Below are 23,601 nucleotides of genomic sequence, written 5' to 3' on the forward strand. Positions count from 1 at the left end.
CACCGAAAGCAACCGTTGGTTGATTCGGAATCGATAGCAAAGACCCTGGTCGAAAGACCGGGGTTTTTTGTGTCTGAAATTTGACCTTTCCCAAATTCCTCCTCCAGTGCCTCGCGACGACTGCACGTTGTCCGCGCGGCAATATCTTCTGCGTCATCGGGTCACTGCGATGCAATGCCACATTGATTTTTGATTCTTTAGTCAATTTTTTGTAACTGGTTGTTTGCTGCGAGCGCAGAAACCTTTAAAGTTAACCTTTCGGTCAGCTTTGCACTGTCATCACGCCCTTTGTTTAGCCAAAAAGGGCTTCTGCAAGACTCGAGATTCCCAGTAGATAACCAGAAGGGCGGATCCATAACCGCCCAGAGGATGATCCATGTCCAACCGTGAAATATCCCGGCGCTCGTTCCTTCAGGGCGGGCTGGTGGCGGGTGTGAGCGTTACGCTCACGCCGCTCAGCAGTCAGGCGCTGGCTGCCTTGATGGAAAACAGCGTGACCGTGCCGTCCGAGCAATGGCTCGGCAACAACGGCAAGGCGCGCCAGCGTAACGATGCCTTGTCCAAGGTCTGCGGCAGCAAAGTGTTTGCCCGCGACATCCGTTCCAAGGACATGCCGGGCTGGCCCCAGCAACAGGGCCACGCCATGTTGCTGAAAACCATCAAGGCCGACCGCATCTACGACGGCTATGACCTGTCGTGGCTCGGCGCTGATCTGCAGCCTGACCGCATCGTCACCGCTGCCGACCTGGACAAGGACGGTATCGTGTTCCCTGAGGAGCACGCCCCGGATCCTCTGCTGCCTGAGGGCAAGGTACCGATGTTCATCGGTCACCCGGTGGCTATCCTGATCTGGAACGACTTCGAGCGGTTCCGCCAGGCCAAGAACAAACTCAAATTCAATGACAAAGCGATTCGTTACGGTGCTCAAGTACCGTTCTACGAAGGCGACCCCTATGGCAGCTTCCGCTACGTGCGCGTCGGTGGCCCGACGTCGGCGGATGAAGACGAGTTCGCCAGCCTCAAGGACTCGATCCTGTTCCCGATGCTGAAAAACCGTCGTCCGGTGTGGAATTCCCAGCCGAACCTGCACGGCAATCTGACCGAGCGCGGCCTGTTTTACGCCGACCGCATGAAGAAAGAGATCGACACCCCACCGGACAACTGGCTGGTGTTCGACGAGCGCTACAAGACCCCGTCGATCGAACCGGCCGCGATGGAACCGGACAACGGCAACGGCTGGTACGACCCGGCCACCAAGACCCTGCACTTCGTCGTTGCCACCCAGTGCCCGCTGGAAGCGGCAACCGAGACCGCGAAGATGATCTCGCCGTCGCGCTTCGGCCTGGCCAACCTGAACATGCACCCGGGTTACACCGTCGGTTACGGTTCCAAGGACCACAACATTTTCGTCTACTACGCGGCCCTGGCAGCGTTGTACGGCGCAGGTGTGCCGATTCGCCTGGCCAACGACCGCTACGAGCAGTTCCAGAGCGGCATCAAGCGTCACCCGTTCGACATTCGCTACCAGTTGGCGGTGGACAAGACCGACCACAGCTTCAAGATTTTCCGCGCCGAAATGAGCGTCGATGGTGGCGGCCGGATCAACTACAGCCCGTCGGTGGCCGCTGTTGGCGCCACTGCGGCGCAGTCGATCTACTACATGCCGCAGAACGACCTGCAGGTCACTGCTTACCATTCCCGCGCCGTTGAAGCGGGTTCGATGCGTGGTTACGGCACGCTGCAGAGCATGGCCTCCACCGAAATGATGGTCGACGAAATCGCCGATCGCCTTGGTGTCGATGCCATCGATCTGCGCCGCAAGAACGCACTGCGTTCGGGAATGAAAAACACCCAGGGCGCGATCCCGGCCGGTGCCTTGCGCCTGCACGAGATTCTCGACAAGGCTTCGCTGCACGAAGTCTGGAAAAACCGCGACGCAATCAAGAAACAGCGTGAAGCAGCAGACCCGGACAACTGGTATGGCGTGGGTTTCGCCATTTGCCAGAAAGACTTCGGCACCGGTTCCGAAGCGCCGATGGCCAGCATCGAGTTCACCGCTGAAGGACGCATTTCCCTGCGTCACATCGGTATCGAGATCGGTACCGGCATGTCCACTTCGCAAGCCCTGGTGGTCGCCGATTTCCTCGGCAGCCCGGCGCACGACGTGAAGACGGGCGAAACCGAATGGAAGGAAATGCAGCTGGTGACCGCCGGCAACCCTTACATCATGAGCCAGGCCGAGCAGGACAACTTCCTGCGTAACCCGCGTTGGGTCGGCAAGCTGGCTTCCGCGTCGTCCGCGACCAACTCTGCCTACTACTTCAGCCACGCCACCCGTGAAGCGGCGCGCGTGCTGTTCAACCACGGTCTGTGGCCTGCAGCGCTGGAGATCTGGCGTCAGGGTCCGTACGGCGGCCAGGCCAATCCTTACGTGGTGCGTCGCGAAGATGCGCATTGGGTTGACGGCAAACTGACCGCCAACGGCATGCAGCCACTGACCTTCGAAGAGTTGGCCAAGCGTGCGCACGAGCGCGGTCTGGTCACTGGCGCCACGGTTCACGGTTTCAACCGCTGGAGCTGGGCAGAAGCCGAATACAGCATCGACGGCGTGCGCGAACGTCTGCCGCTCGACGGTCTGGCGGTGAAATACGGTGATGGTGCGCCAAAAGCGAAAAAGGCACAGATGACCAGTGCCGGTTTCCACCTGCTGGATCGGCAGAACATCGCCTATCCGGTGGTTCAACTGAATAACGCCGCCGTGACCTACTACAGCCCGGTCGCAACGCTGGTCGAGCTGAAGGTCAACAAAGGTTCGGCAGAAGTCGAAGTGCTCAACCATCACTCGTGGCTGGAATGCGGTCGGGTGCTGGTTGAAGAACTGGTTCGTGGCCAGCTCGAAGGCGGGATCGCCATGGGCATCGGTCACGCCTTGATGGAAGAGATGCCGCTGTACGAAGGCGGGCCGGGGGAGGGTGACTGGAACTTCAACCGTTATCGCCTGCCGATGGCGCGCCATGTGGCGGTGTGGAAGCAGACGTCGGAAATCCTGCCGCCGCTGTCCCCAAGCGACCCGTCAAAAGGCATCGCCGAAGTGGTGATGATCCCGGTGGTCGGTGCCATCGGTAACGCCGTGGCCCACGCCATCGGCAAACGTGTCCGCGATCTTCCAATCACTGCTGCGCGCATCAAGGAGGCCCTCAATGGCTAACCGTCCGCTTCAACTGACCCTCAACGGTCAATCCGTCGGCCCGGTGGACATCCCTGATGACCTGCCGATGATCGATTACCTGCACGAATACAAGAACCTCACCGGCTCGCGCCTGGGCTGCGGCCAGGGCATCTGCCACGCCTGTGTGGTGATCGTCGACAACCCGGACGGCACCAGCGAGGAAGTGCGCACCTGCATCACCGGCGCGCATTACTTCGAGGGCAAGAAAGTCCGCACCATCGAAGGCCACGCCAAGCGTGACGAGCAAGGCCAGGTCACCGAGCTGAACCCGATCCAGCAGCGTTTCGTCGACGAATTTGCTTTCCAGTGCAGCTACTGCGCACCGGGCTTCGTCAACGCCGCGACCGTGCTGGTGGAAAAGCTGCAACGCCAGCCGATCGTCAAAAGCAAACTGGAACAAGTCATCGAGGACAGCCTCGGCCATCACATCTGCCGTTGCACCGGGTATGTGCGTTACTACAACGCCACACGCAACGTGCTGACCGATCTCGGCCTGGTCAAGGAGGGTTAAGCATGAAGCGTTTATTGACCCGCCTGACCCTGGCGGTCGGGTTTGCCGTGCCTGTGCTGGCGGCGCATGCAGATGATCAGGTCAAGCGCGGCGAATACCTCGCCCGCGCCGCCGACTGCATGGCTTGCCATACAGCACCAGGCGGCGCGCCGTTTGCCGGCGGCCTGCCGATCGTGTCGCCGTTCGGCACGATCTACGGCACCAACATCACTCCAAGCAAGGAGCACGGCATCGGTCTCTACACCGATGAAGAGTTCTTCGCCGCGCTCACCGAAGGCAAGCGTCGCGACGGCGCCAATCTGTACCCGGCGATGCCGTACACCTCGTATCACTTGATGCCGCGTGCGGATTCGGATGCGATTCATGCGTATCTGAAAACCATCGAGCCGATCGAGCGCGCCGCGCCGGTGACGAGCCTGAGCTTTCCGTTCAACGTGCGTCCGGGCCTGATGGGCTGGAACATGATGTACGGCAAAGCCTTGAAGCTGGAGCCGGCCGAAGGTAAAAGCGACGCTTGGAAGCGCGGCCAGTACATGGTCGAAGTGCTCGGTCATTGCGGCGAATGCCACACGCCACGCGGCTTGCCTGGCGCGATGCAACTGGACAAACGCCTGACCGGCGGCATCCTCAACGGCTACCTGGCACCGAGCCTGCTGGCGACGGATCTGGCGGCTCGCGGCTGGAATCAACAGGACCTGAGCACGTTCCTCAAACACGGCATGAGCGCCCAAGGCACGATGTTCAACGAGATGTTCCCGGTGTTCCACAACAGCACCCAGGGCCTGAATGATCCGGATCTGGCGGCGATGGCAACCTTCCTGCTCGGCGACAAGCCGCCGGCAGCGAAAGAGCTGAACGATGTGCCAGTAGAGAAACTCAGTGCCAGCGCTCAACGCGGCCGTCAGGAATACTTGAACGTCTGCGCCGGCTGTCACGCGGCCGGTGGCGAAGGCAAGCCGCATATCGCGGTGGCCATGCGCGGCAATACCACGCTGCGTCTGGAAGACCCGCGCAATCTGGTTCGAGTGATCGAGGACGGTATCGGCGAACAGAAATTCGCCGGATTCGAACATATGCAGCCGATGCCGGGTTTTGCCGACAAGCTCAGTGCCGAACAACTGACCGATCTGCTGAACTACCTCCGTCAGGGTTGGGGTGGGCAATCTGCTGAACTGGCGGTGGGCGATGTGCAGAAGCTTCAGGCTGACGCTCCGTCTATCGAGCGCAAGGTGCACTGATCATGCAGCATCTCGATCTGCAGGTTGTGCGGCGGGCGCTGGAGTGGTCGGCAGCGGGGCGACGCATCTGGCTTTGCACCGTGCTGACGACCTACGGCTCGGCGCCTCGTGCGCCAGGTTCGCTGCTGGCGGTGGACGACAACGGCCAGTGGATCGGGTCGCTGTCCGGTGGTTGCGTCGAGGAAGATTTTCTCGAGCGCGTCGCCGAAGGTGCATTTCTCGATGCAATCAACGTCGTGCGTTATGGCGAAGGTGACGATCCGCGCTCGCGGGTCAGCCTGCCTTGTGGCGGCATTCTCGATGTGCTGGTAGAGAAATTTGACGCCGACTGCGATGTACAGGCGCATCTGCGTGAGCTTGAATCGGCATTGCTGGGTCAGCGCCGGTTGATTCGCGAGGTCGATCTGGCGACCGGCGCGCGTAGCCTGTTTGCCGATCACGAGCAGGGTGCGCGGATCGAGCGTGAAATCGATCGGGTACGGATTCGTATCGGCGCTGCCCAGCGTTTGCTGCTGGCGGGGTATTCCAGCGTGGCACAGGCGTGTGCCGAATTCGCAGTGGGTCTCGGTTTCGAGGTGATTCTTTGCGACCCACGTGATGAAGTGCTGGAAGGCGTGGTGCTTGATGGCGTGGAAATTCGCCGGCAACTGCCGTCGGTGTTCATCGCCGATGGCGGCTGTCACCGTGATACGGCGGTGGTGGCGTTGACCCATGATCCGCGTATCGACGATCTGGCGATGATGGAAGCGGTGCGTACAGAGGCTTTCTACATCGGCGTCATGGGCTCGCAGCAGACGTCGCAGAAGCGCTTCGAGCGTTTGCGCCGGATTGGCGGATTGGGAGATGACGAGCTGGCGCGGATTCATGCGCCGATCGGTCTTAACCTGGGCAGCAAGACGCCGTCGGAAATCGCTTTGGCGGTGCTCGCGGATATCCTGCGGATTCGCAGCGGGATTGCGCGGGATCAGTTGTAATCTGTGCTGAATGTAAAAAGGGCCGCTTTTCAGCGGCCCTTTTTTTTGCGCGTCAGAAACCGAGTTTGTCGCGCAGTCCGTAATACCACGCGCCGAGTGCAGCAAACGGTGTGCGCAGCAGTTGCCCGCCTGGGAACGGATAGTGCGGCAGGTCGGCAAACGCATCGAAGCGCTCGGCTTGTCCACGTAGCGCCTCGGCCAGTACTTTGCCGGCCAGGTGCGTGTAGGTAACGCCGTGGCCACTGCAGCCCTGAGAATAATAGATGTTGTCGCCTAGGCGCCCGACCTGAGGCAGACGCGACAGGGTCAGCAGGAAATTGCCGGTCCAGGCGTAGTCGATCTTAACGTCCTTGAGTTGCGGGAAAGCCTTGAGCATTTTCGGGCGGATGATCGCCTCGATATTCGCCGGATCCCGCGCGCCGTACACCACGCCGCCGCCGAAGATCAGCCGTTTGTCGCCAGTGAGGCGGTAATAATCGAGCAGATAATTGCAGTCCTCGACGCAGTAGTCCTGTGGCAGCAGGGATTTCGCCAGTTCATCGCCGAGCGGTTCGGTGGTGATGACCTGAGTGCCGCACGGCATCGACTTGGCTGCCAGTTCCGGTACAAGGTTGCCCAAGTAGGCGTTGCCGGCAACGATAATGAATTTGGCCCTGACCTTGCCCTTTGGTGTATGCACGACCGGGTTGGCGCCGCGTTCGATGCGCACGGCCGGAGACTGTTCATAGATAGTGCCACCCAGGGATTCCACGGCAGAGGCTTCGCCAAGTGCCAGATTCAGCGGGTGGATGTGGCCGCCGCTCATGTCGAGCATGCCGCCGACGTATTGATCGCAGGCTACCACTTCGCGGATGCGGCGCTGATCGAGCAGTTCAAGTTGAGTGTGGCCGAAGCGTTCCCACAGGCGCTTCTGTGATTCCAGGTGGCCCATCTGCTTGGCCGACAGGGCCGCGAATACGCCGCCGTCTTTCAAGTCGCACTGGATGTTGTACTTGCTGACACGATCACGAATGATCCGGCCGCCCTCGAACGCCATCTGTCCGAGCAACTGAGCCTGCTTCGGGCCGACACTGCGTTCGATCACGTCGATGTCACGGCTGTAGCTGTTGACGATTTGCCCGCCGTTGCGTCCCGATGCACCGAAGCCTACCTTGGCGGCTTCCAGCACGGTCACGCGGAAACCGTTCTCTAGCAGGAACAGGGCCGAGGAAAGTCCCGTATAGCCAGCGCCGATCACACAGACATCCGTCTCCACGTCATCCTGCAGGGCAGGGCGTGGCGGTACGGCGTTGGCCGACGCAGCGTAATAAGACTCTGGGTAAGGGGTGTTCGCCATCCTGCAGCCTCTGTTTAATATATTTTACGAGTGCGACGATCCTACCCGAGTTGAAAAACCTCCGCCAGCCACCGGGAAATCTTCTTGCGATGGGTCGAAATTAAATATTTTGCATATTCATAGGGTTAGGTGAAAAAAAGGTGTTGACACCCCTCCGGAATTCCGTAGAATGCCGCCTCACAGCAGGCACGTAGCTCAGTTGGTTAGAGCACCACCTTGACATGGTGGGGGTCGTTGGTTCGAGTCCAATCGCGCCTACCAAACAAAATCCGCTCTGCTGGGCGGTCTGGAAGGGCTCACCGAACGGTGGGCCCTTTTTTGTTGTCTGCGATTTGTAAAGCCCGGCCCTGAAGCATCAGCTCGGTTCATGACGGCTACACTGCGGCGAACGTCATCTGTGAGGGGGGAGTGCGTGAGTCGCCAAGTCAGACAAGCCATCCGGGGCGATATCGAAAGCCTGTTGCAGATTGATCCTGTCGCCGGAAGAGATGACGGCCGCCGAAAATACATTGCGAGGGCTGTCCAGGCGGGGGAGTGTTGGGTTGTCTGCGAGCGGAACGATCCTGGTGCTCCCATCGGCTATGGTTGCCTGGATAGAAGTTTTTTGGGGAATGGTTTATTCCTCTTGTGGTTGTCTCCAGTGAGATCAGGCGCTCCGGCGCAGGTCGGCAAATTGTGAGCTGTATGGAGTGCCACTCCTCGGCGGAAAAGATCTTTACCTCGACCAATGTGTCCAACTTGCCGATGCGACAGCTTCTGGCAGGTCTTGGTTATCGACTCAGCGGAATGGTGGAGAATCTTGATCCGGGCGATCCCGAGCTCATTTTCGTCAAGTTCTTGAGTTAAGCGCGTGTCGGCATTGGGTTGCGGTTTCGTGATAGTCGTACCGCCGTTCGTCGCCGAAAGCCTCGGCGTCCATTTAAAAAGTGTGGATATTTAAGGGGTTACGGTTTTTTTTAACTATCCGGTTATCAAAAATACGTTGTTACATACTGAGAAAATCAGTATTATCCGCCCCGCGTTCACCACCACGGTTTATGCATTTTTAAATCCCAAGCTTCCATCAGCTGCTTGGGATTTTTTTTGCCTGCGATTTACCTCCCCCCAGGCTTTCGTCCTGCCGACGCTCTAAACCCGTGCGCCTTTCTGGCGCGGCATCGGGCAAGTCCACACTTTTTCGACTACTACTGTCTGGCCGATTTTTCATCTCAGTCTGACGGGGGTTCATCGATGCTGGTCCATTGGTTTCTTGCTGCGGTTCATCTGCTGGCATTTGCCCTGGGGTTCTGGGCCGTCCTGACACGCGGAACGGCATTCAGCCGCCTGGCTGCTGGGACTGGTGAGGTTCGGCGGGTTCTGCTCGCTGACAATCTATGGGGGATATCTGCGCTGGTGCTGCTGATCACGGGTGGCATGCGAGCTTTTGGCGGTTACGAAAAGGGCGCCGATTACTATCTGCATCAGCCGCTGTTCCATTTGAAGATGACGCTGTTTGTGCTGATTCTGCTTCTGGAGCTTGCACCGATGATTACGTTGATCAAATGGCGCGTCGGTCAGGCACGCGGAACTCCCCTCGAGACTGGGCGGGCCAAGGTGTTTGCACGAATCAGTCATGCCGAAGCGCTGTTGTTGGTTCTGATGGTGATAGCGGCCACCGGGATGGCGCGTGGGGTGACGTTCGGCTAGGCGGGCGCGATTCCCTGCTTTTATTCGGAAACGTCCGACAGCCAGCCATTGAAATGATGGTTAGTATCGGTTGCGAAGAAGGGGGGGAGTTGCAGCAGGAGGGGAAATAGCCTGCGCCGTCACCAATGAGGTGGGGGGGGATGGCAATACGGCGCTCGGATCTTTAGCCAGTCATGACGCGAGGCTGAACAGACTGGCTACTGACTGCGAAAGGGCTCAGGGGGTTTGTGGCTTGTCCGGTGCGGTCAGGCCAGCCTGAATGCGCTGGTAGATCTCTTCGCGGTGTACGGCAACGTTCTTTGGCGCGTTGATGCCGATGCGAACCTGCTGGCCGCTTACGCCGAGGATGGTGATCGTAATGTCATCACCAATGTTTATGCTTTCACCGACTTTGCGGGTGAGTATCAGCATGGTCTTCTCCTTGATTGCTTTGTAGGGCACCTGATTCAGACAGTGCAGAGGTCGGTGGTACGTATAGATTAGTGCGAAGTCTCACGGTTTGGGTGCCTCTTTCTGACGCGCAGATGTGGCATTAATTCCCAGCGCGTAACTATACAGGTGCGGCAATCATCAATCTCGTAGTTTTGTGCCCATTTTGCTGGGCTCTGAAAGTATTCGCGAATGTTAAGATCCCCCTTTCTAGAATTCAGAGGGAAGCGTTGTGCGCAAATTGGTCTGGTTGGTCGCAGCACTGGCATTGGCGGGATGTGGTGAAGGCAGGAGCGTGGATGCGCAAAGGTCAAAATCCGTAGCGGTGACAGCGCCGGCAGCCGTCTCCGGGCCGCAATGGGATCTGGAGGTGCGCGGCGAAACACCTCAAGCCGTCAGTGATCTGAGCGGCTGGTTGATCGAGCATGCGTTTATCGCCAATGTCATCAAGGATGCCAGCGGAAAGACCCGGATCCTTTTGGGACCATTCAACTCCAGGGCCGAAGCCGAAGCGAAACAGGCTGATGTGAATGCGGCGCTGATCAAGGCGAAAAAACAGAACATCGAGACGCTTGTGATCGAACGTACCGCAGCACAGTAAACATTCCTTTCAGCGGAGCTGACTAAAGGGTGTCCGATGTGATTCGTTTTTGCAGGAGTCACCGAAGATTCTCAGAAGGAGCTCCGCATGGCCTCCGCCAGTCCCTACAAGTTGTTCGACGTTGTTTTACGTCATAAGCATCAGCTGAGTCCGCACCTCATGCGGATCACGCTCGCCAGCGAGGCTGTTGCCGAGATGGCAACCTGGGCGCCTGATCAGCGCATCAAACTGTTTTTCCCGGCCGCGGACGGTTCGCCAGCCCGACTCTCTCAGGGTGAGGGTTGGTACGCTCGTTTCCGCTCAATGCTGGCGGATCGACGCCCGGCGATGCGCACCTACACCATTCGTCATTTGCGTGCCGATCGGGGCGAAGTCGACATCGACTTTGTACTGCATGGCGAAACCGGGCCGGCTTCTCGCTGGGCTCTTCGAGCGCAGCCAGGCGAGTCGATGCAAATTCTGGGGCCCGACAGCCGGTTTTCGGCTGAGGAGGCGGGTGGCTTTGAATGGAAGCCGCCGCAAACCCTTCAACAACTCTTGTTGGTCGCCGACTCGACAGCATTGCCCGCCGCGATGGGGATTCTCGAGGAGCTGGCAGCGCTTGTACAGCCACCCCAGACTCAAGTGTTCTTCGAGGTCGACAGTGCTCAGGACATGCTTGCAGTCCCGGACTGGCCTGGCCTTTCGGTGCAGTGGTTGATCCGAGAGCGGGCGGGTGCGATGGTTGCCGGGACGCTGATGGTGGAGGCGGTGCGAAAGGCGGCGCTACCTGTCGAGGCATCGATGGTCAATCAGGCTATAGAGCTGGCTGACGTCGATATCGATCAGGAGATTCTCTGGGAAATCGCTGAAACCGCTACTGACGGTTTTTATGGCTGGATCGCCGGTGAGTCGGCTGCGGTCATGAATTTGCGCCGATACCTGATCAAGGAGCGCGGTATTCCTCGCGAATCACTCAATCTGATGGGCTACTGGCGTTACAACAAGCCCGGCAGCTAACCACAAAAAAAGGCCTCGAGCTTGCAGCGCGAGGCCTTTTCTTTTATGCGAACGATCAGCCGCAGGCTTTCATGTTCACCGGCCCGACAAACTCGTTGCCGCGACCCATCACGCACGCCACGCTCTGATTGCGCTGGCGCTCCCAGTCTTGCACCGGGTACGTCTTGTCCCACGCTTCATACAATTGGCGATCCTGCTTCGACAGGCGCAAGCCGTATTGTTTGCTCATGTAGAAATAGGTGCGAGCGATCATGCCGCGAATCGAAGGGCGGGGCATGACCTTCTTCGCCTTGAAGTCGACTTGGGTCAGGCAGGAGCCATACTGACCCTTTTCGACCGGTAGCCAACCGTAACTGAAGTTGCTGCGATCACCATTGACCTCGCCGATGCTGGGTACCAGGTTGTGCAGGTCGGCTTCGGCTTTCTGGTAGCTCGGGTCATAGCGTGTGCAATTCTTGCGTCCGCCGTCCTGCCAGCACTGGCGCTGATGGCCGAACTCCCAGGCCGGAACAATGTGTTCCCACTCAATGCGGGAGGCGCGCTTGGCATTTTTACGCGGTACATAACCGCAAGCGGCCAGGTCGACCTTGTTGCCCGTGTATTTGCACCCGCAATAAAACTCGGTGGATTGTGGGGCGTACAGCTTCCAGGCGACCTTCTTGGCCTCGTTGAATGTGCGGGGCGCGCCAGCGTGGGCGCCTAGAGAAATGAGCAGTAAAAGCAAAGCAAAAAAACGGACAATCATTGAGTCAATCTTCCTTCGGTACAACCCAGAAAATCTGCACGCCACCATCGTCTCGATAGGCGAGGGTGACGTTGTCGTTCTCGTCAATCTCTTCCAGCAGGCGCTCCCACTCATCCACCGGTTCATCCGGGAGACGGAAGATCAGAGCGGCTTTGGCTTTTTGTGCGGTGGGGGAGTTGATGATCTTTTGAACACGCATGCCCATGCGTTCGTAAGCATCGGGAGCATCAGAGGAGGAGGCCACGAGGTTATCCTTATTAAGCTGTACGTGCATACAGTATTTAACTGTAAGCATTTTCGCAACTGCTTAAAAATCAAGAAAATCCTCTGACAACGGTTTTCCGGTTTTGATGTGGCTCATCCGGATTTTTTGTGCAGGAAGGAGGCAGGGCTGGTGTAGGTAATTGCACCACCCGCCAGGACGGCGAGTGGTGAGGCGGGTGCCCGGCCGAGATCTGACCGGGCGAGGGTGAATCAGTACTCCCAGAACATCCGTTGCAGCTCTTTGCTGTCGTTGGTTTTGGTCAGGGCGACCATTGCCAGGATACGGGCCTTCTGTGGGTTCAGGTCATGGGCCACGACCCAGTCGTACTTGTCGTCAGGCTGTTCGGCGTTACGCAGTACGAAGCCGCCGGCATTGACGTGGGAAGAACGAATGATCTGAACGCCATCCTTGCGCAGAGCCTGCAGGGCCGGGACGACACGGGAAGACACCGAACCATTGCCGGTGCCGGCGTGGATGATGGCTTTGGCGCCGGACTGGGCCAGGGCTTTGTAGGCGGTGTCGCCGACATTGCCGTAGGAATAAGCGATTTCTACGTCAGGAAGGCTCTTGATGTTCTTGATATCAAATTCCGAATCCATGGTGTGGCGCTTGGCTGGCAAGCGGAACCAATAGGATTTGCCTTCGACCACCATGCCCAGCGGGCCCCATGGACTCTTGAATGCTTCAGTCTTGATGTTGATCATCTTGCTGACATCGCGGCCGGACTGGATTTCATCATTCATGGTCACCAGCACGCCTTTACCGTGGGCTTCTTTGCTGCTGGCGACGGCGACGGCGTTGTACAGGTTGAGCATGCCGTCCGCTGACATGGCGGTGCCTGGGCGCATCGAGCCGACAACGATGATCGGCTTGTCGGTTTTCTCCACCAGGTTCAGGAAGTAGGCGGTTTCTTCCAGGGTGTCGGTGCCGTGGGTGATGACGATGCCATCGACGTCTTTGCTGTCGGCCAGCTCGGAGACGCGGCGACCCAGTTGCAGCAGGTTTTCATTGGTGATGCTTTCCGACGCGATCTGCATGACTTGCTCGCCACGCACGTTGGCCAGTTTGCTCAGCTCGGGAATGCCGGCGATCAATTGCTCGATGCCGACCTTGGCGGCCTGATAGGTAGCGCTGTTGGCGGCACTGGCGCCAGCGCCGGCAATGGTGCCGCCCGTAGCGAGCACCACCACGTTGGCCAGTTTGGTCTGGGTTTCGACTTCTTTTGCCTGGAGGGCGGAGGGCAGGAGCAGCATTAGGGCCAAAGCGCCCGGAACCAATGTCTTGAAAGCAGATTTCATTATTTTTCTCTCTAGTAGTGAGACGGTGCTGGTGCAGGTTCATCTAGATGCGCCCCGGGCCGATCTGAATGCCAGGGGTGCAGGGAAAGAGCAGGATCTGTACCAGCCGTACTTTGCGTTAGAGAAATGTTTAACTTGATGATTTATATCAAGATTTTATGGAATGGTGAGTTCCGGGCTGAATTGTTGATCCGGTATTCCGAACATTGGAGGCTTTCGCGTTCGGCTCTCCGAAAAGGACTACATCTTTTGCAGGACAAGTGAGGTTGCCGGATTTGCATTCTCTGCTAAAGAAAGCTTCTCGCAGGCCGATGGGTGTTCAAGGAAACTGGAATTGAGGGAGTTCACATGTCACTGACGATCGGTTTTTCTAACCCCGGTGCCGTCACCATTGGTGGCAAAACCGCAGCAACGATCAATGCGATGAATGAAGCGCAAGCGGACGCTTCTGCCGAGGCGCTGGGCGTAGAAGAACCCGAGAGCAATCAGGTCAGAACCGGCGGTCCCGCGCAAGAAGACAGCAAGACTGAAGGGGGGGGCGATAACCTGAGTATCACCGTAAAGATGCTGCTGAAGCGGATGCAAGAATTACAGAAGCAATTGCAAGAGCAGCAGCAACGCCTGGCTGCAGCGCAAGCTGCGAGCTATCCGACTCCGGAAGCGAAGTCGCAGGCGGTCATGGCCGTTCAGGGGGAGATCGCTCAAACCAGCGGTGCGCTGCTGGAAGTCTCCGCCGCGTTGGTCAAGGAAATGTCGAAAGGTTCTTCCGCCGGTAATGTGGTCAACACTACGGCTTGAGCACTTAAGGGGCGAATCTGCAGATTCGCCCTACAATCAATACCGATTTCTGATTGTTGACAAACGTTGGCAGGATTCGCATAGTTCGGTCTACGCAAACGTTTGCGCGGCTTTCCTGAGACCCTGTTGTCTGGAAGATGCCGACGAAGCTTACGCCAGCGCAAGCGTTGCTCACAATAATCATAAGATCGGAGTGAACCCATGAAGCTGCCATTCGCTGGACGTCTTCTCGCTGTCGCCATGCTGGCTGCCGCATCCGCCGCACTGCCTGTCTCTTCGGCTTTCGCCGAGTCCCCCGAAAAACCCAAGGTCGCACTGGTCATGAAGTCTTTGGCCAACGAATTCTTCCTCACCATGGAAGACGGCGCCAAGGCTTACCAGAAAGAACACTCCGCCGATTTCGACCTGATCTCCAACGGCATCAAGGACGAAACCGACACAGCAGGCCAGACCCGCATCGTCGAGCAGATGATTCTGGCGAAGGTCAATGCACTGGTCATCGCACCTTCTGACTCCAAGGCCATGGTGCCTGTGATCAAGAAAGCCGTCGACGCCGGCATCACCGTGATCAACATCGACAACCAGCTCGATCCCGCCGTCATCAAAAGCAAGAATATCTCCGTACCGTTCGTAGGACCGGATAACCGCAAGGGCGCACGTCTGGTGGGCGAGTACCTGGCCAAACAGCTGAAGGCCGGTGACGAAGTCGGCATTATCGAAGGCGTTTCCACAACGACCAACGCTCAGCAGCGTACCGCTGGCTTCAAGGATGCGATGGAAGCCGCGCAGATCAAGGTTGTCTCCCTGCAGTCCGGCGATTGGGAAATCGACAAGGGCAACAAGGTAGCCGCGTCGATCCTCAGCGAGTACCCGGACGTCAAGGCACTGCTGGCCGGTAACGACAGCATGGCCGTCGGCGCTGTTTCCGCTGTGCGTGCTGCCGGCAAGGCGGGGCAGGTACAAGTGGTCGGTTACGACAACATCAACGCCATCAAGCCGATGCTGCAGGATGGTCGTGTCCTGGCAACCGCCGATCAGTTCGCCGCCAAGCAGGCCGTGTTCGGCATCGAGACCGCGCTGAAAATCATCAAGGGCGAGAAAGTCGACAGTGGCGCCAACGGCGTCATCGAAACCCCGGTCGAGCTGGTCACCAAGAAGTAGTCCTTCGGCGACACAATGGCGCTCGCCCGTCCGGGCGAGCGCATGGAGAGTTTTTTATGTCAGTTTCCGCCCCGAACGCTGTCCTCTCGGTCAGCGGTATCGGTAAGACCTATGCGCAGCCGGTGCTCACCGGCATCGACTTGACGTTGATGCGCGGTGAAGTGCTGGCACTGACCGGCGAGAACGGTGCCGGTAAAAGTACCCTGTCGAAAATTATCGGTGGTCTGGTGACCCCGACCACCGGGCAGATGCAGTTCCAGGGCAAGGAATACCGCCCTGGCAGCCGTACCCAAGCCGAAGAGCTTGGCGTGCGCATGGTCATGCAAGAACTTAATCTGTTGCCGACCCTTTCGGTGGCGGAAAACCTGTTTCTCGACAACCTGCCAAGCAACGGTGGCTGGATCAGTCGCAAACAGCTGCGCAAGGCTGCCATCGAGGCCATGGCTCAAGTCGGCCTGGATGCCATCGATCCCGACACGCTGGTTGGCGAGCTGGGTATCGGTCACCAGCAGATGGTCGAGATCGCGCGTAACCTGATCGGCGATTGCCATGTGCTGATTCTCGACGAGCCGACCGCGATGCTCACCGCTCGCGAAGTCGAAATGCTCTTCGAACAGATCACCCGGCTGCAGGCGCGCGGGGTTGCGATCATCTATATCTCCCACCGTCTTGAAGAACTGGCCCGAGTTGCACAGCGTATTGCCGTGCTGCGTGACGGCAATCTTGTTTGCGTCGAGCCGATGGCCAATTACAACAGCGAACAGTTGGTCACCCTGATGGTTGGCCGCGAGCTGGGCGAACACATGGACATGGGTCCGCGCAATATCGGTGCTCCTGCGTTGACGGTGAAAGGCCTCACCCGTTCCGACAAGGTGCGCGATGTGTCCTTCGAAGTCCGTGCCGGTGAGATTTTCGGCATTTCCGGATTGATCGGAGCAGGGCGCACGGAACTGCTGCGCCTGATCTTCGGCGCCGATCTCGCCGACAGCGGCAGCGTTGCCCTCGGGTCACCGGCGCAAGTGGTGAGTATCCGCTCCCCGGTCGACGCTGTGCGTAACGGCATTGCCCTGATCACTGAAGACCGAAAGGGTGAAGGCCTGCTGCTGAGCCAATCGATCAGTGCGAACATCGCGTTGGGCAATATGCCGGAGATTTCCAGCGGTGGGTTCGTCAACAATGGCGACGAAATCTCCCTTGCCAAGCGGCAGATCGATGCCATGCGTATCCGCAGTTCGAGCCCGACTCAACTGGTATCCGAACTGTCCGGCGGTAATCAGCAGAAAGTGGTGATCGGCCGCTGGCTGGAGCGCGATTGTTCGGTGTTGCTGTTCGATGAGCCAACCCGCGGTATCGATGTCGGTGCCAAGTTCGACATTTATAACCTGCTCGGCGAGCTGACCCGGCAGGGTAAGGCGTTGGTGGTTGTCTCCAGCGACCTGCGCGAGTTGATGCTGATTTGCGACCGCATCGGGGTGCTGTCGGCGGGGCGTCTGATCGACACGTTCGAGCGTGACAGTTGGACCCAGGATGACTTGCTTGCCGCCGCGTTCGCCGGCTACCAAAAACGTGATGCGTTGCTCAACGAAGCAGCGCCTAGGGATCTCCCATGAAAACTGCATCTTCTGCCGGTAAACGTAGTGGCAACTTCTACGGTCTGGGTACTTACCTGGGCCTGGCCGGTGCCTTGCTGGCGATGGTTGCGCTGTTCTCGGTCATGAGCAGCCACTTCCTGTCGTACAACACCTTCAGCACCCTGGCCAACCAGATCCCCGACCTGATGGTGTTGGCGGTGGGCATGACCTTCGTGCTGATCATCGGCGGGATCGACCTGTCGGTGGGTTCGGTGCTGGCGCTTGCGGCATCGACTGTCAGCGTGGCGATCCTGGGCTGGGGCTGGAGTGTCTTGCCGGCTGCGCTGCTTGGCATGGCAGTGGCGGCACTGGCCGGCACGGTGACTGGCTCGATCACGGTCGCCTGGCGAATTCCGTCGTTCATCGTTTCGCTCGGTGTGCTGGAAATGGCCCGGGGCCTGGCCTATCAGATGACCGGTTCGCGCACAGCCTACATTGGTGACTCGTTCGCCTGGCTGTCTAACCCGATCGCTTTTGGTATTTCGCCGTCGTTCATCATTGCCTTGCTGGTGATCTTTATTGCTCAGGCGGTGTTGACCCGGACCGTGTTCGGTCGCTACCTGATCGGTATCGGTACCAATGAGGAAGCGGTGCGGCTGGCGGGCATCAACCCCAAGCCTTACAAGATTCTGGTGTTCAGTCTGATGGGGCTGCTGGCCGGTATCGCGGCGCTGTTCCAGATTTCCCGCCTGGAAGCTGCCGACCCGAATGCCGGTTCAGGCCTCGAGCTGCAAGTGATCGCTGCGGTGGTCATCGGCGGCACCAGCCTGATGGGCGGCCGTGGTTCGGTCATCAGTACATTCTTCGGGGTCTTGATCATCTCCGTCCTGGCGGCCGGTCTGGCGCAGATCGGCGCAACTGAGCCGACCAAACGCATCATCACCGGCGCAGTGATCGTCATCGCGGTAGTGCTTGATACGTATCGCAGCCAACGCGCAAGCCGGCGGGGCTGAGACATGGCGACAATCAAGGATGTGGCGGCGCTCGCGGGAATTTCCTACACGACCGTCTCCCATGTTGTGAACAACACCCGGCCGGTGAGCCAGGAAGTGCGCTTGAAAGTCGAGGCGGCGATCAAAAGCCTCGACTACGTGCCGAGCGCCGTTGCCCGATCGCTGAAGGCCAAGACCACTGCCACCATTGGCTTGCTGGTGCCCAACAGTCTTAACCCGTACTTTGCCGAGTTGGCCCGGGGGATCGAGGATTACTGTGAGCGTAATGGCTACTGCGTAATTCTCTGCAACTCCGACGACAATCCGGAAAAGCAGCGCAGTTACCTTCGGGTGTTGCTGGAGAAGCGTATCGATGGCTTGATCGTCGCCTCCGCTGGCGGTGACAGTGGCCTGGTACAAGGTCTGGCCGGGGTCAAGACGCCGATGGTGATCGTTGACCGGGGCCTGGAAGGGGTGGACGCCGATCTCGTGCGCATCGACCATGAATATGGCGCCTATCTGGCAACAAGACACCTGATCGAACTCGGACATCGTGATATCGCCACCATTGGCGGTCCGGCGAGCACCAGTGTTGCGCAAATGCGTCAGGCCGGATTTTGCCGCGCCATGAAAGAGGCAGGTATTGAAGTGCCGCCATCGCGGATGCTGGAGAGCGATTTCACCAGCACCGGTGGTTATAACGCGGCTGCGGTTCTGCTTGAGCGCAATCCTCCCAGTGCAATCTTTGCTGGCAACGACATGATCGGCATTGGTGTGCTGCGGGCGGCTGCCGAGCGCAATGTGCGCGTGCCTGCGGAGTTGTCGGTGATCGGCTTCGACGATATTCAAATGAGCCGTTACGTTTATCCGGCGCTGACCACTGTTGGCCAATCGATCTTGCAGCTGGGTGAAATGGCGGCGGAAGTGTTGCTGCGAAGAATTGCCACCCCGGATCTGGCCACTGATCAGCGGATCGTGACCCCAAGTATTGTCTTGCGAGAGTCGACTGCGCCGCTGCCCGGTGTGTTTACCGAATATCGTTGAAACCGAATTGATGAGTAGTGATGTATGCCCGCAAATGTAGTGGTAATAGGCAGCCTGAACATGGACCTGGTCACCCGGGCGCCTCGTTTGCCTCGGGGCGGCGAGACACTGATCGGTCATTCGTTCGCCACTGTGTCGGGTGGCAAGGGTGCCAACCAGGCGGTGGCCGCTGCCCGGCTGGGGGCGCGAGTGTCGATGATCGGCTGCGTCGGCAATGACGACTATGGCGTGCAATTGCGCGAGGCATTGCTGGTCGAGCAGATCGATTGCCAGGCGGTCAGCGTGGTCGAGGACTCCAGTGGCGTAGCGCTGATTGTGGTCGATGACAACAGTCAGAACGCAATCGTCATCGTTGCCGGGGCCAACGGCTCGATGACGCCAGCGGTGATCGACCAGTTCGACGCGGTGCTGCAGGCGGCGGATGTGATCATTTGTCAGCTGGAAGTTCCCGATGCCACCGTCGGTCATGCGCTCAAGCGCGGTCGCGAACTAGGCAAGACGGTCATCCTGAACCCGGCCCCGGCCAGCCATCCGCTGCCTGCAGGCTGGTTTGCCTCCATCGATTACCTGATTCCCAATGAAAGCGAAGCTGCTGCCCTCAGCGGTTTACCGGTTGATTCGCTGGAAAGCGCTGAAAAAGCGGCTGCCCAGCTGATTTCCATGGGGGCGGGCAACGTGATCGTCACGCTGGGTGCTCAGGGGGCATTGTTCGCCAACGGCTCGGGTAGCCAGCATTTTCCTGCACCCAAAGTGAAAGCGGTCGATACCACGGCTGCCGGGGATACCTTCGTCGGCGGTTTCGCGGCGGCGCTGGCCGCTGGCAAAACTGAAGTCGAGGCCATTCGTTTTGGTCAGATAGCCGCGGCGCTGTCTGTTACTCGGGCGGGTGCCCAGCCGTCCATTCCCACTTCGTCCGACGTACAGGCGTTCAAACCCGCATGAAAAAGACTCCTTTGCTCAATGTCGCGCTGTCTCGGCTTATCGCCTCCCTTGGCCATGGCGACATGGTCGTGATCGGCGACGCCGGCTTGCCCGTGCCGCCGGGCGTCGAGTTGATCGACCTCGCGCTGACCCACGGTATTCCGGATTTCGTCAGCACCTTGAAGGTCGTGCTCAGCGAAATGCAGGTGGAGAGTCATGTGCTAGCCCAGGAAATCTTCGACAAACAACCCACTGCGCTGGCTTCGCTGGACGCATTGAATGAAGAAGGTGCAATCGGGCGACGCGATCTGCTCAGTCATGAGCAATTCAAGGTTCTCAGCCGACAGGCACGAGCGATTGTTCGTACAGGCGAATTTCAGCCGTACTGCAACATCGTGCTGGTGGCCGGGGTTACGTTTTAAAGGGGTTCAGTCCCTTTCAATTTCAAATGCACAAGGAATGCGCCATGCACCGCTATGCTCAAAAAATTCACCAACTGATCCGGAGCCTGCTGCTTTTGTCCGTGATAACCGCGACCGGCGCCCAGGCGGCGGAAAAGATCGATCTGATCATCGATACCGATCCGGGTGCCGATGATGTGGTGGCCCTGTTGTTTGCTCTGGCATCGCCGGAGGAACTGAATATTCGCGCGCTGACCACCGTGGCTGGCAACGTGCGTCTCGACAAGACCTCTCGCAACGCGCGACTGGCCCGTGAGTGGGCAGGGCGCGAAGAGGTGCCGGTCTACGCCGGCGCACCGAAACCGTTGATGCGTACACCGATCTACGCCGAGAACATCCATGGCAAGGAAGGCCTGTCGGGTGTCACCGTGCATGAACCGAAAAAAGGCCTGGCTGAAGGCAATGCGGTCAACTACCTGATCGACACTCTGAAAAAAGCCAAGCCGCACAGCATCACCATTGCCATGCTTGGGCCACAAACCAACCTGGCGCTAGCGCTGATCCAGGAGCCGGAAATCGTTCAGGGCATCAAGGAAGTGGTCATCATGGGCGGCGCCCATTTTAACGGCGGCAACATCACGCCGGTGGCTGAGTTCAACCTGTATGCCGATCCGCAAGCGGCTGAAGTCGTGCTCAAAAGCGGTGTGAAACTGACTTATCTGCCGCTGGATGTGACCCACAAGATCCTCACCAGCGATGCACGCCTGAAACAGATCGCGGCGCTGAACAACAATGCGAGCAAAATTGTCGGCGACATCCTCAACGAGTACATCAAGGGCGATATGGAGCACTACGGCATTCCGGGTGGTCCGGTGCATGACGCCACGGTTGTGGCTTACCTGCTCAAACCAGAGCTGTTCACCGGCCGTTCGGTGAACGTGGTGGTCGACAGCCGTGAAGGTCCGACTTTCGGGCAGACCATCGTCGACTGGTATGACGGCCTGAAAGCGCCGAAAAATGCCTTCTGGGTGGAAAATGGTGATGCTCAAGGCTTTTTCGATCTGTTGACCGAACGCCTGAAACGTCTGAAGTAAGCAACAGGCCCGCAGGTGCGAACCCGCGGGCCTTTATTCTTTCTCGATGTCCGATGTGCCTTTGAAGTCATCCGGATACTTCTCGAACAGCTGGGCGATAAATGATTGCGCGGCTTGCGTTCCCAGTGTCTTGACCAGCAGGTCGATGCTGATCAATGCCAATTCCTCCGGGCTGCCCGGACTGTAAGAGCTGTGCCCTTGTGGCCAGTGGGCCTTGATGTCAGCTGAGATGCTTACGGTCGTCATCATGGGGCTCGGCAGTTCGCGGGATTTGAGTCTTGAGTTAACCACGTTGTCTGGCGTTTGGCACTGCGACTTAGGCATGAGCGCAGGGCTATGCGACACTTGGTCGTATCCGAAAAAACCAAGGACTGAGCTGTGCAGATCGATTTGAATTCCCCCGACGGCCTGACGCTGGACGCTGTGCGTCTGTTGCTGGCTTCAGCCAGTGACGACGAGCACACCCAGTTGCGCGTGACCAAGGGCGGCATCGCCTATATTTCTTCGGGTGTCACGGGTGGTCAGGATATCGACGGGCTGTCGTTTCGCCTGGAAACCTGGGCCAAGGGTTCGGGCTATGTGGGTAACGTTGCGGCGAGCGACGAGGTCTGGGTGATGCAGATATTCAACGCGCTCAAGGACAATTGGCCGAACCCGCCCTATGACTACATTGACGTCTACTGAGCACTGGTCATATTCAGTGACGATTGTGTAAGGAAGTATCAGGCGTTGCTGAGGCAAACTCGCCGTTTTTCTGATCGTGGGGCAGGGGCGTGACGCAGGTCATGAAACCAAACGCTGTATTGGCGGTCGCACGATGTTCGCTCAACTATTGAAAAAAGGAGGCTTCATGCCTTGGAAGCTCGCGTCACTGGGTACTCTGATGGCGGTTGCCATGCTGGCTGGCTGCACTACCACGTCCAGCGAGTCGCAGAAGGATCCCGTGGCGACCGAAACCGGTCACAGTCGTTGCGAGGCAACCGCTGCAGAGTTCGCCGTCGGCAAAAAGGCTTCGCCGGAATTGCTGGAGCAGGCGCGCAAAAAGGCCGGAGCGCAGAATGCCCGGTTTCTCAAGCCTGACGACATGATCACCCTTGAGTACCGGTCTGATCGGCTGAACCTCAATACCGACAATAATCTGCTGGTCACCCGGGCAAGCTGCGGCTGAGTTGTACAGACTTTTGTCACGCGTATAAAAAACCCCGTCACATGGACGGGGTTTTTTTAGTGCGCCGGGAAATTACTCTGGGCGAACTTGTGCAGCTTGCATACCCTTTTGGCCTTTCTCAGCCACGAAGGAAACGGTCTGGCCTTCTTTCAGGCTTTTGAAACCGTCAGATTCGATAGCTTTGAAGTGTACGAACAGGTCGTCACCGCCACCTTGAGGAGTGATGAAGCCGAAGCCTTTTTCATCGTTGAACCATTTAACGGTGCCGGTTTGGCGATTAGACATGGTGTATCTCCAAGAAACATATATTTTCAGTAGTACTGTGCTGCTCAGGCCAACTGGGCACACCGGGGTATCATAGTCGAAATGTTCGCTTTGGTAGCCCCCCGGACGTGCTGTTTGCTTTCATATTGCAGACGCTTCGACAGTTTGAATGTCTGTAACCCCCGGTTTCAGAGGCTTTCAGCCAATTCGACGGGGTGTAAAAAAAGCTATAAAACCTGCATAAAATATCGGATTCAGGGGCATTCTGGCCGTTTTTTGCTCGCTGAATGCCCGTAAATCCGCTCGACAGGGTCTATTTCTGCACTCGGCAAACCGAGATTTCCTTCAGCGCGCGCTGACCCAGCTCACCGCTCGGCGGGGTGTTCTTGTCCATCAGCTGAGAGATTTCCTGGGTGGTGAATTTCTTCTCCAGGACATCAGCTCCACAGGTGCAGTGTTGTTTGGCTACGGTCGGGTTGACGCTTTGGCTGGCCGCTTTTGTGCAGTCGTTCATGTATTGCTCTTTGACGCCTTTCGGCCATGCAGCCTGCGCGCTCAGCGGCAACAGCAGAACTAAAGGGACGACTGCGGCGAATAGGGTGTTCAGACGCATGCGAGGATGCTCCTTGTGGGTCGATGTCTTGTTATCTGATGGCTGAGTGGCCGATCAAGTTCATCACTCTGGCATAAAACTGACGATTTGCCTGCCGGTAAAACCAGAGTGCGTGTGTGACCGTTCATCTGTGCTAGCATGGCCGACTCGGGCGTTCGCAGGCTCCGGATGACCTTCAGTCCCGGTGGCGGCAGCGTACGAATACTCTGATTTGAATCCCAGTCACTCTGGTTCGGTTTTCCGGTTGGCCGCAAGGCTCCTGC

At 58.2% G+C, this 23,601-nt stretch carries 25 protein-coding genes and 1 tRNA gene; 18 read left to right on the plus strand and 8 right to left on the minus strand.

The features are described from left to right. The first annotated feature begins 376 nt into the window (after positions 1-376). The 4 genes from NH234_RS10915 to NH234_RS10930 are packed head-to-tail and all read left to right on the plus strand — an operon-like array spanning position 377 to position 5,952. Positions 377-3,208, plus strand: coding sequence for a xanthine dehydrogenase family protein molybdopterin-binding subunit (locus tag NH234_RS10915; protein WP_367256476.1), 2,832 nt, complete (start codon positions 377-379; stop codon positions 3,206-3,208). Beyond that, complete coding sequence (locus tag NH234_RS10920) at positions 3,201-3,740, plus strand: (2Fe-2S)-binding protein (RefSeq protein WP_039771584.1); 540 nt, start codon at positions 3,201-3,203, stop codon at positions 3,738-3,740. The genes NH234_RS10915 and NH234_RS10920 overlap by 8 nt, the downstream gene beginning before the upstream one ends. A gap of 2 nt (positions 3,741-3,742) precedes the next feature. Further along, entirely contained in the window at positions 3,743-4,978 is a 1,236-nt protein-coding gene (locus NH234_RS10925; protein ID WP_367256477.1) for a cytochrome c, read from the plus strand. 2 nt (positions 4,979-4,980) lie between these two features. After that, positions 4,981-5,952, plus strand: a complete 972-nt coding sequence (locus tag NH234_RS10930) for an XdhC family protein (protein ID WP_367256478.1) — start codon at positions 4,981-4,983, stop codon at positions 5,950-5,952. A 52-nt stretch (positions 5,953-6,004) separates the two neighbouring features. Here the strand turns inward: NH234_RS10930 and NH234_RS10935 are convergent, their stop codons facing one another. Continuing rightward, positions 6,005-7,288: an NAD(P)/FAD-dependent oxidoreductase gene (locus NH234_RS10935; RefSeq protein ID WP_367256479.1), complete on the minus strand. Its 1,284-nt coding sequence runs from the start codon at positions 7,286-7,288 to the stop codon at positions 6,005-6,007. Positions 7,289-7,472: 184 nt separating this feature from the next. Here NH234_RS10935 and NH234_RS10940 point away from each other — a divergent pair. Together NH234_RS10940 and NH234_RS10945 are read left to right on the plus strand one after the other, a co-directional pair. Next, positions 7,473-7,549 (plus strand) — tRNA-Val (locus NH234_RS10940). Between the two features lie 969 nt (positions 7,550-8,518). Next, a complete protein-coding gene (locus NH234_RS10945; RefSeq protein WP_085732489.1) occupies positions 8,519-8,974 on the plus strand; it encodes a DUF2214 family protein in 456 nt (151 codons plus the stop codon). Between the two features lie 216 nt (positions 8,975-9,190). Here NH234_RS10945 and csrA read toward each other — a convergent pair whose 3' ends face one another. Then, positions 9,191-9,385 (minus strand): carbon storage regulator CsrA, encoded by a 195-nt coding sequence (gene csrA / locus NH234_RS10950; protein WP_003179932.1) that lies wholly within the window; start codon positions 9,383-9,385, stop codon positions 9,191-9,193. Positions 9,386-9,635: 250 nt separating this feature from the next. On the opposite strand from csrA, the gene NH234_RS10955 reads away from it, so the two are divergent. Next, a complete protein-coding gene (locus NH234_RS10955) occupies positions 9,636-10,004 on the plus strand; it encodes a penicillin-binding protein activator LpoB (RefSeq protein WP_085732490.1) in 369 nt (122 codons plus the stop codon). Between the two features lie 87 nt (positions 10,005-10,091). Beyond that, on the plus strand, positions 10,092-11,003 hold the full coding sequence (locus NH234_RS10960; RefSeq protein WP_367256480.1) for a siderophore-interacting protein: 912 nt from the start codon (positions 10,092-10,094) through the stop codon (positions 11,001-11,003). Positions 11,004-11,058: 55 nt separating this feature from the next. On the opposite strand, the gene NH234_RS10965 is transcribed toward NH234_RS10960, so the two are convergent. From NH234_RS10965 to NH234_RS10975, 3 genes are all read right to left on the minus strand, one after another. Continuing rightward, on the minus strand, positions 11,059-11,748 hold the full coding sequence (locus tag NH234_RS10965) for an endonuclease (protein ID WP_085732492.1): 690 nt from the start codon (positions 11,746-11,748) through the stop codon (positions 11,059-11,061). Positions 11,749-11,752: 4 nt separating this feature from the next. Then, complete coding sequence (locus tag NH234_RS10970; RefSeq protein WP_085732493.1) at positions 11,753-12,043, minus strand: DUF1654 domain-containing protein; 291 nt, start codon at positions 12,041-12,043, stop codon at positions 11,753-11,755. 179 nt (positions 12,044-12,222) lie between these two features. Then, positions 12,223-13,311: an asparaginase gene (locus tag NH234_RS10975; RefSeq protein WP_085732494.1), complete on the minus strand. Its 1,089-nt coding sequence runs from the start codon at positions 13,309-13,311 to the stop codon at positions 12,223-12,225. Between the two features lie 348 nt (positions 13,312-13,659). Between NH234_RS10975 and NH234_RS10980 the strand changes: the two genes are divergently transcribed. From NH234_RS10980 to NH234_RS11015, 8 genes are all read left to right on the plus strand, one after another. Further along, the gene (locus NH234_RS10980) at positions 13,660-14,109 is read left to right on the plus strand and encodes a hypothetical protein (RefSeq protein WP_085732495.1); all 450 of its coding nucleotides are present in this window, start codon (positions 13,660-13,662) and stop codon (positions 14,107-14,109) included. A 201-nt stretch (positions 14,110-14,310) separates the two neighbouring features. Next, complete coding sequence (locus tag NH234_RS10985; protein ID WP_085712021.1) at positions 14,311-15,270, plus strand: sugar ABC transporter substrate-binding protein; 960 nt, start codon at positions 14,311-14,313, stop codon at positions 15,268-15,270. Positions 15,271-15,326: 56 nt separating this feature from the next. Then, entirely contained in the window at positions 15,327-16,880 is a 1,554-nt protein-coding gene (locus tag NH234_RS10990; protein WP_085732496.1) for a sugar ABC transporter ATP-binding protein, read from the plus strand. Next, positions 16,877-17,854 carry an ABC transporter permease gene (locus NH234_RS10995; protein ID WP_025111208.1) on the plus strand — a complete coding sequence of 326 codons (978 nt, stop codon included), beginning with the start codon at positions 16,877-16,879 and terminating at the stop codon, positions 17,852-17,854. Before NH234_RS10990 ends, NH234_RS10995 begins: the two co-directional genes overlap by 4 nt. Positions 17,855-17,857: 3 nt before the next feature. Next, positions 17,858-18,877, plus strand: a complete 1,020-nt coding sequence (locus NH234_RS11000) for a LacI family DNA-binding transcriptional regulator (protein WP_085732497.1) — start codon at positions 17,858-17,860, stop codon at positions 18,875-18,877. Positions 18,878-18,901: 24 nt separating this feature from the next. After that, a complete protein-coding gene (gene rbsK, locus NH234_RS11005) occupies positions 18,902-19,819 on the plus strand; it encodes a ribokinase (protein WP_367256481.1) in 918 nt (305 codons plus the stop codon). Continuing rightward, positions 19,816-20,220 (plus strand): D-ribose pyranase, encoded by a 405-nt coding sequence (gene rbsD / locus NH234_RS11010; protein ID WP_367256482.1) that lies wholly within the window; start codon positions 19,816-19,818, stop codon positions 20,218-20,220. Before rbsK ends, rbsD begins: the two co-directional genes overlap by 4 nt. Before the next feature lie 44 nt (positions 20,221-20,264). After that, positions 20,265-21,293, plus strand: a complete 1,029-nt coding sequence (locus NH234_RS11015; protein ID WP_085732500.1) for a nucleoside hydrolase — start codon at positions 20,265-20,267, stop codon at positions 21,291-21,293. 33 nt (positions 21,294-21,326) lie between these two features. Here NH234_RS11015 and NH234_RS11020 read toward each other — a convergent pair whose 3' ends face one another. Next, the gene (locus tag NH234_RS11020; RefSeq protein WP_085712027.1) at positions 21,327-21,539 is read right to left on the minus strand and encodes a hypothetical protein; all 213 of its coding nucleotides are present in this window, start codon (positions 21,537-21,539) and stop codon (positions 21,327-21,329) included. 132 nt (positions 21,540-21,671) lie between these two features. Between NH234_RS11020 and NH234_RS11025 the strand changes: the two genes are divergently transcribed. Together NH234_RS11025 and NH234_RS11030 are read left to right on the plus strand one after the other, a co-directional pair. Then, positions 21,672-21,977 (plus strand): hypothetical protein, encoded by a 306-nt coding sequence (locus tag NH234_RS11025; RefSeq protein ID WP_085732501.1) that lies wholly within the window; start codon positions 21,672-21,674, stop codon positions 21,975-21,977. 166 nt (positions 21,978-22,143) lie between these two features. Continuing rightward, the gene (locus NH234_RS11030; RefSeq protein ID WP_085732502.1) at positions 22,144-22,461 is read left to right on the plus strand and encodes an I78 family peptidase inhibitor; all 318 of its coding nucleotides are present in this window, start codon (positions 22,144-22,146) and stop codon (positions 22,459-22,461) included. 72 nt (positions 22,462-22,533) lie between these two features. Here the strand turns inward: NH234_RS11030 and NH234_RS11035 are convergent, their stop codons facing one another. After that, the gene (locus NH234_RS11035; protein WP_003179963.1) at positions 22,534-22,746 is read right to left on the minus strand and encodes a cold-shock protein; all 213 of its coding nucleotides are present in this window, start codon (positions 22,744-22,746) and stop codon (positions 22,534-22,536) included. Positions 22,747-23,038: 292 nt separating this feature from the next. Further along, positions 23,039-23,338 (minus strand): hypothetical protein, encoded by a 300-nt coding sequence (locus NH234_RS11040; protein ID WP_085712030.1) that lies wholly within the window; start codon positions 23,336-23,338, stop codon positions 23,039-23,041. Positions 23,339-23,601 lie beyond the last annotated feature (263 nt).

It is taken from the genome of Pseudomonas sp. stari2 (genome assembly GCF_040760005.1).
In the GTDB taxonomy this organism is placed as follows: domain Bacteria; phylum Pseudomonadota; class Gammaproteobacteria; order Pseudomonadales; family Pseudomonadaceae; genus Aquipseudomonas.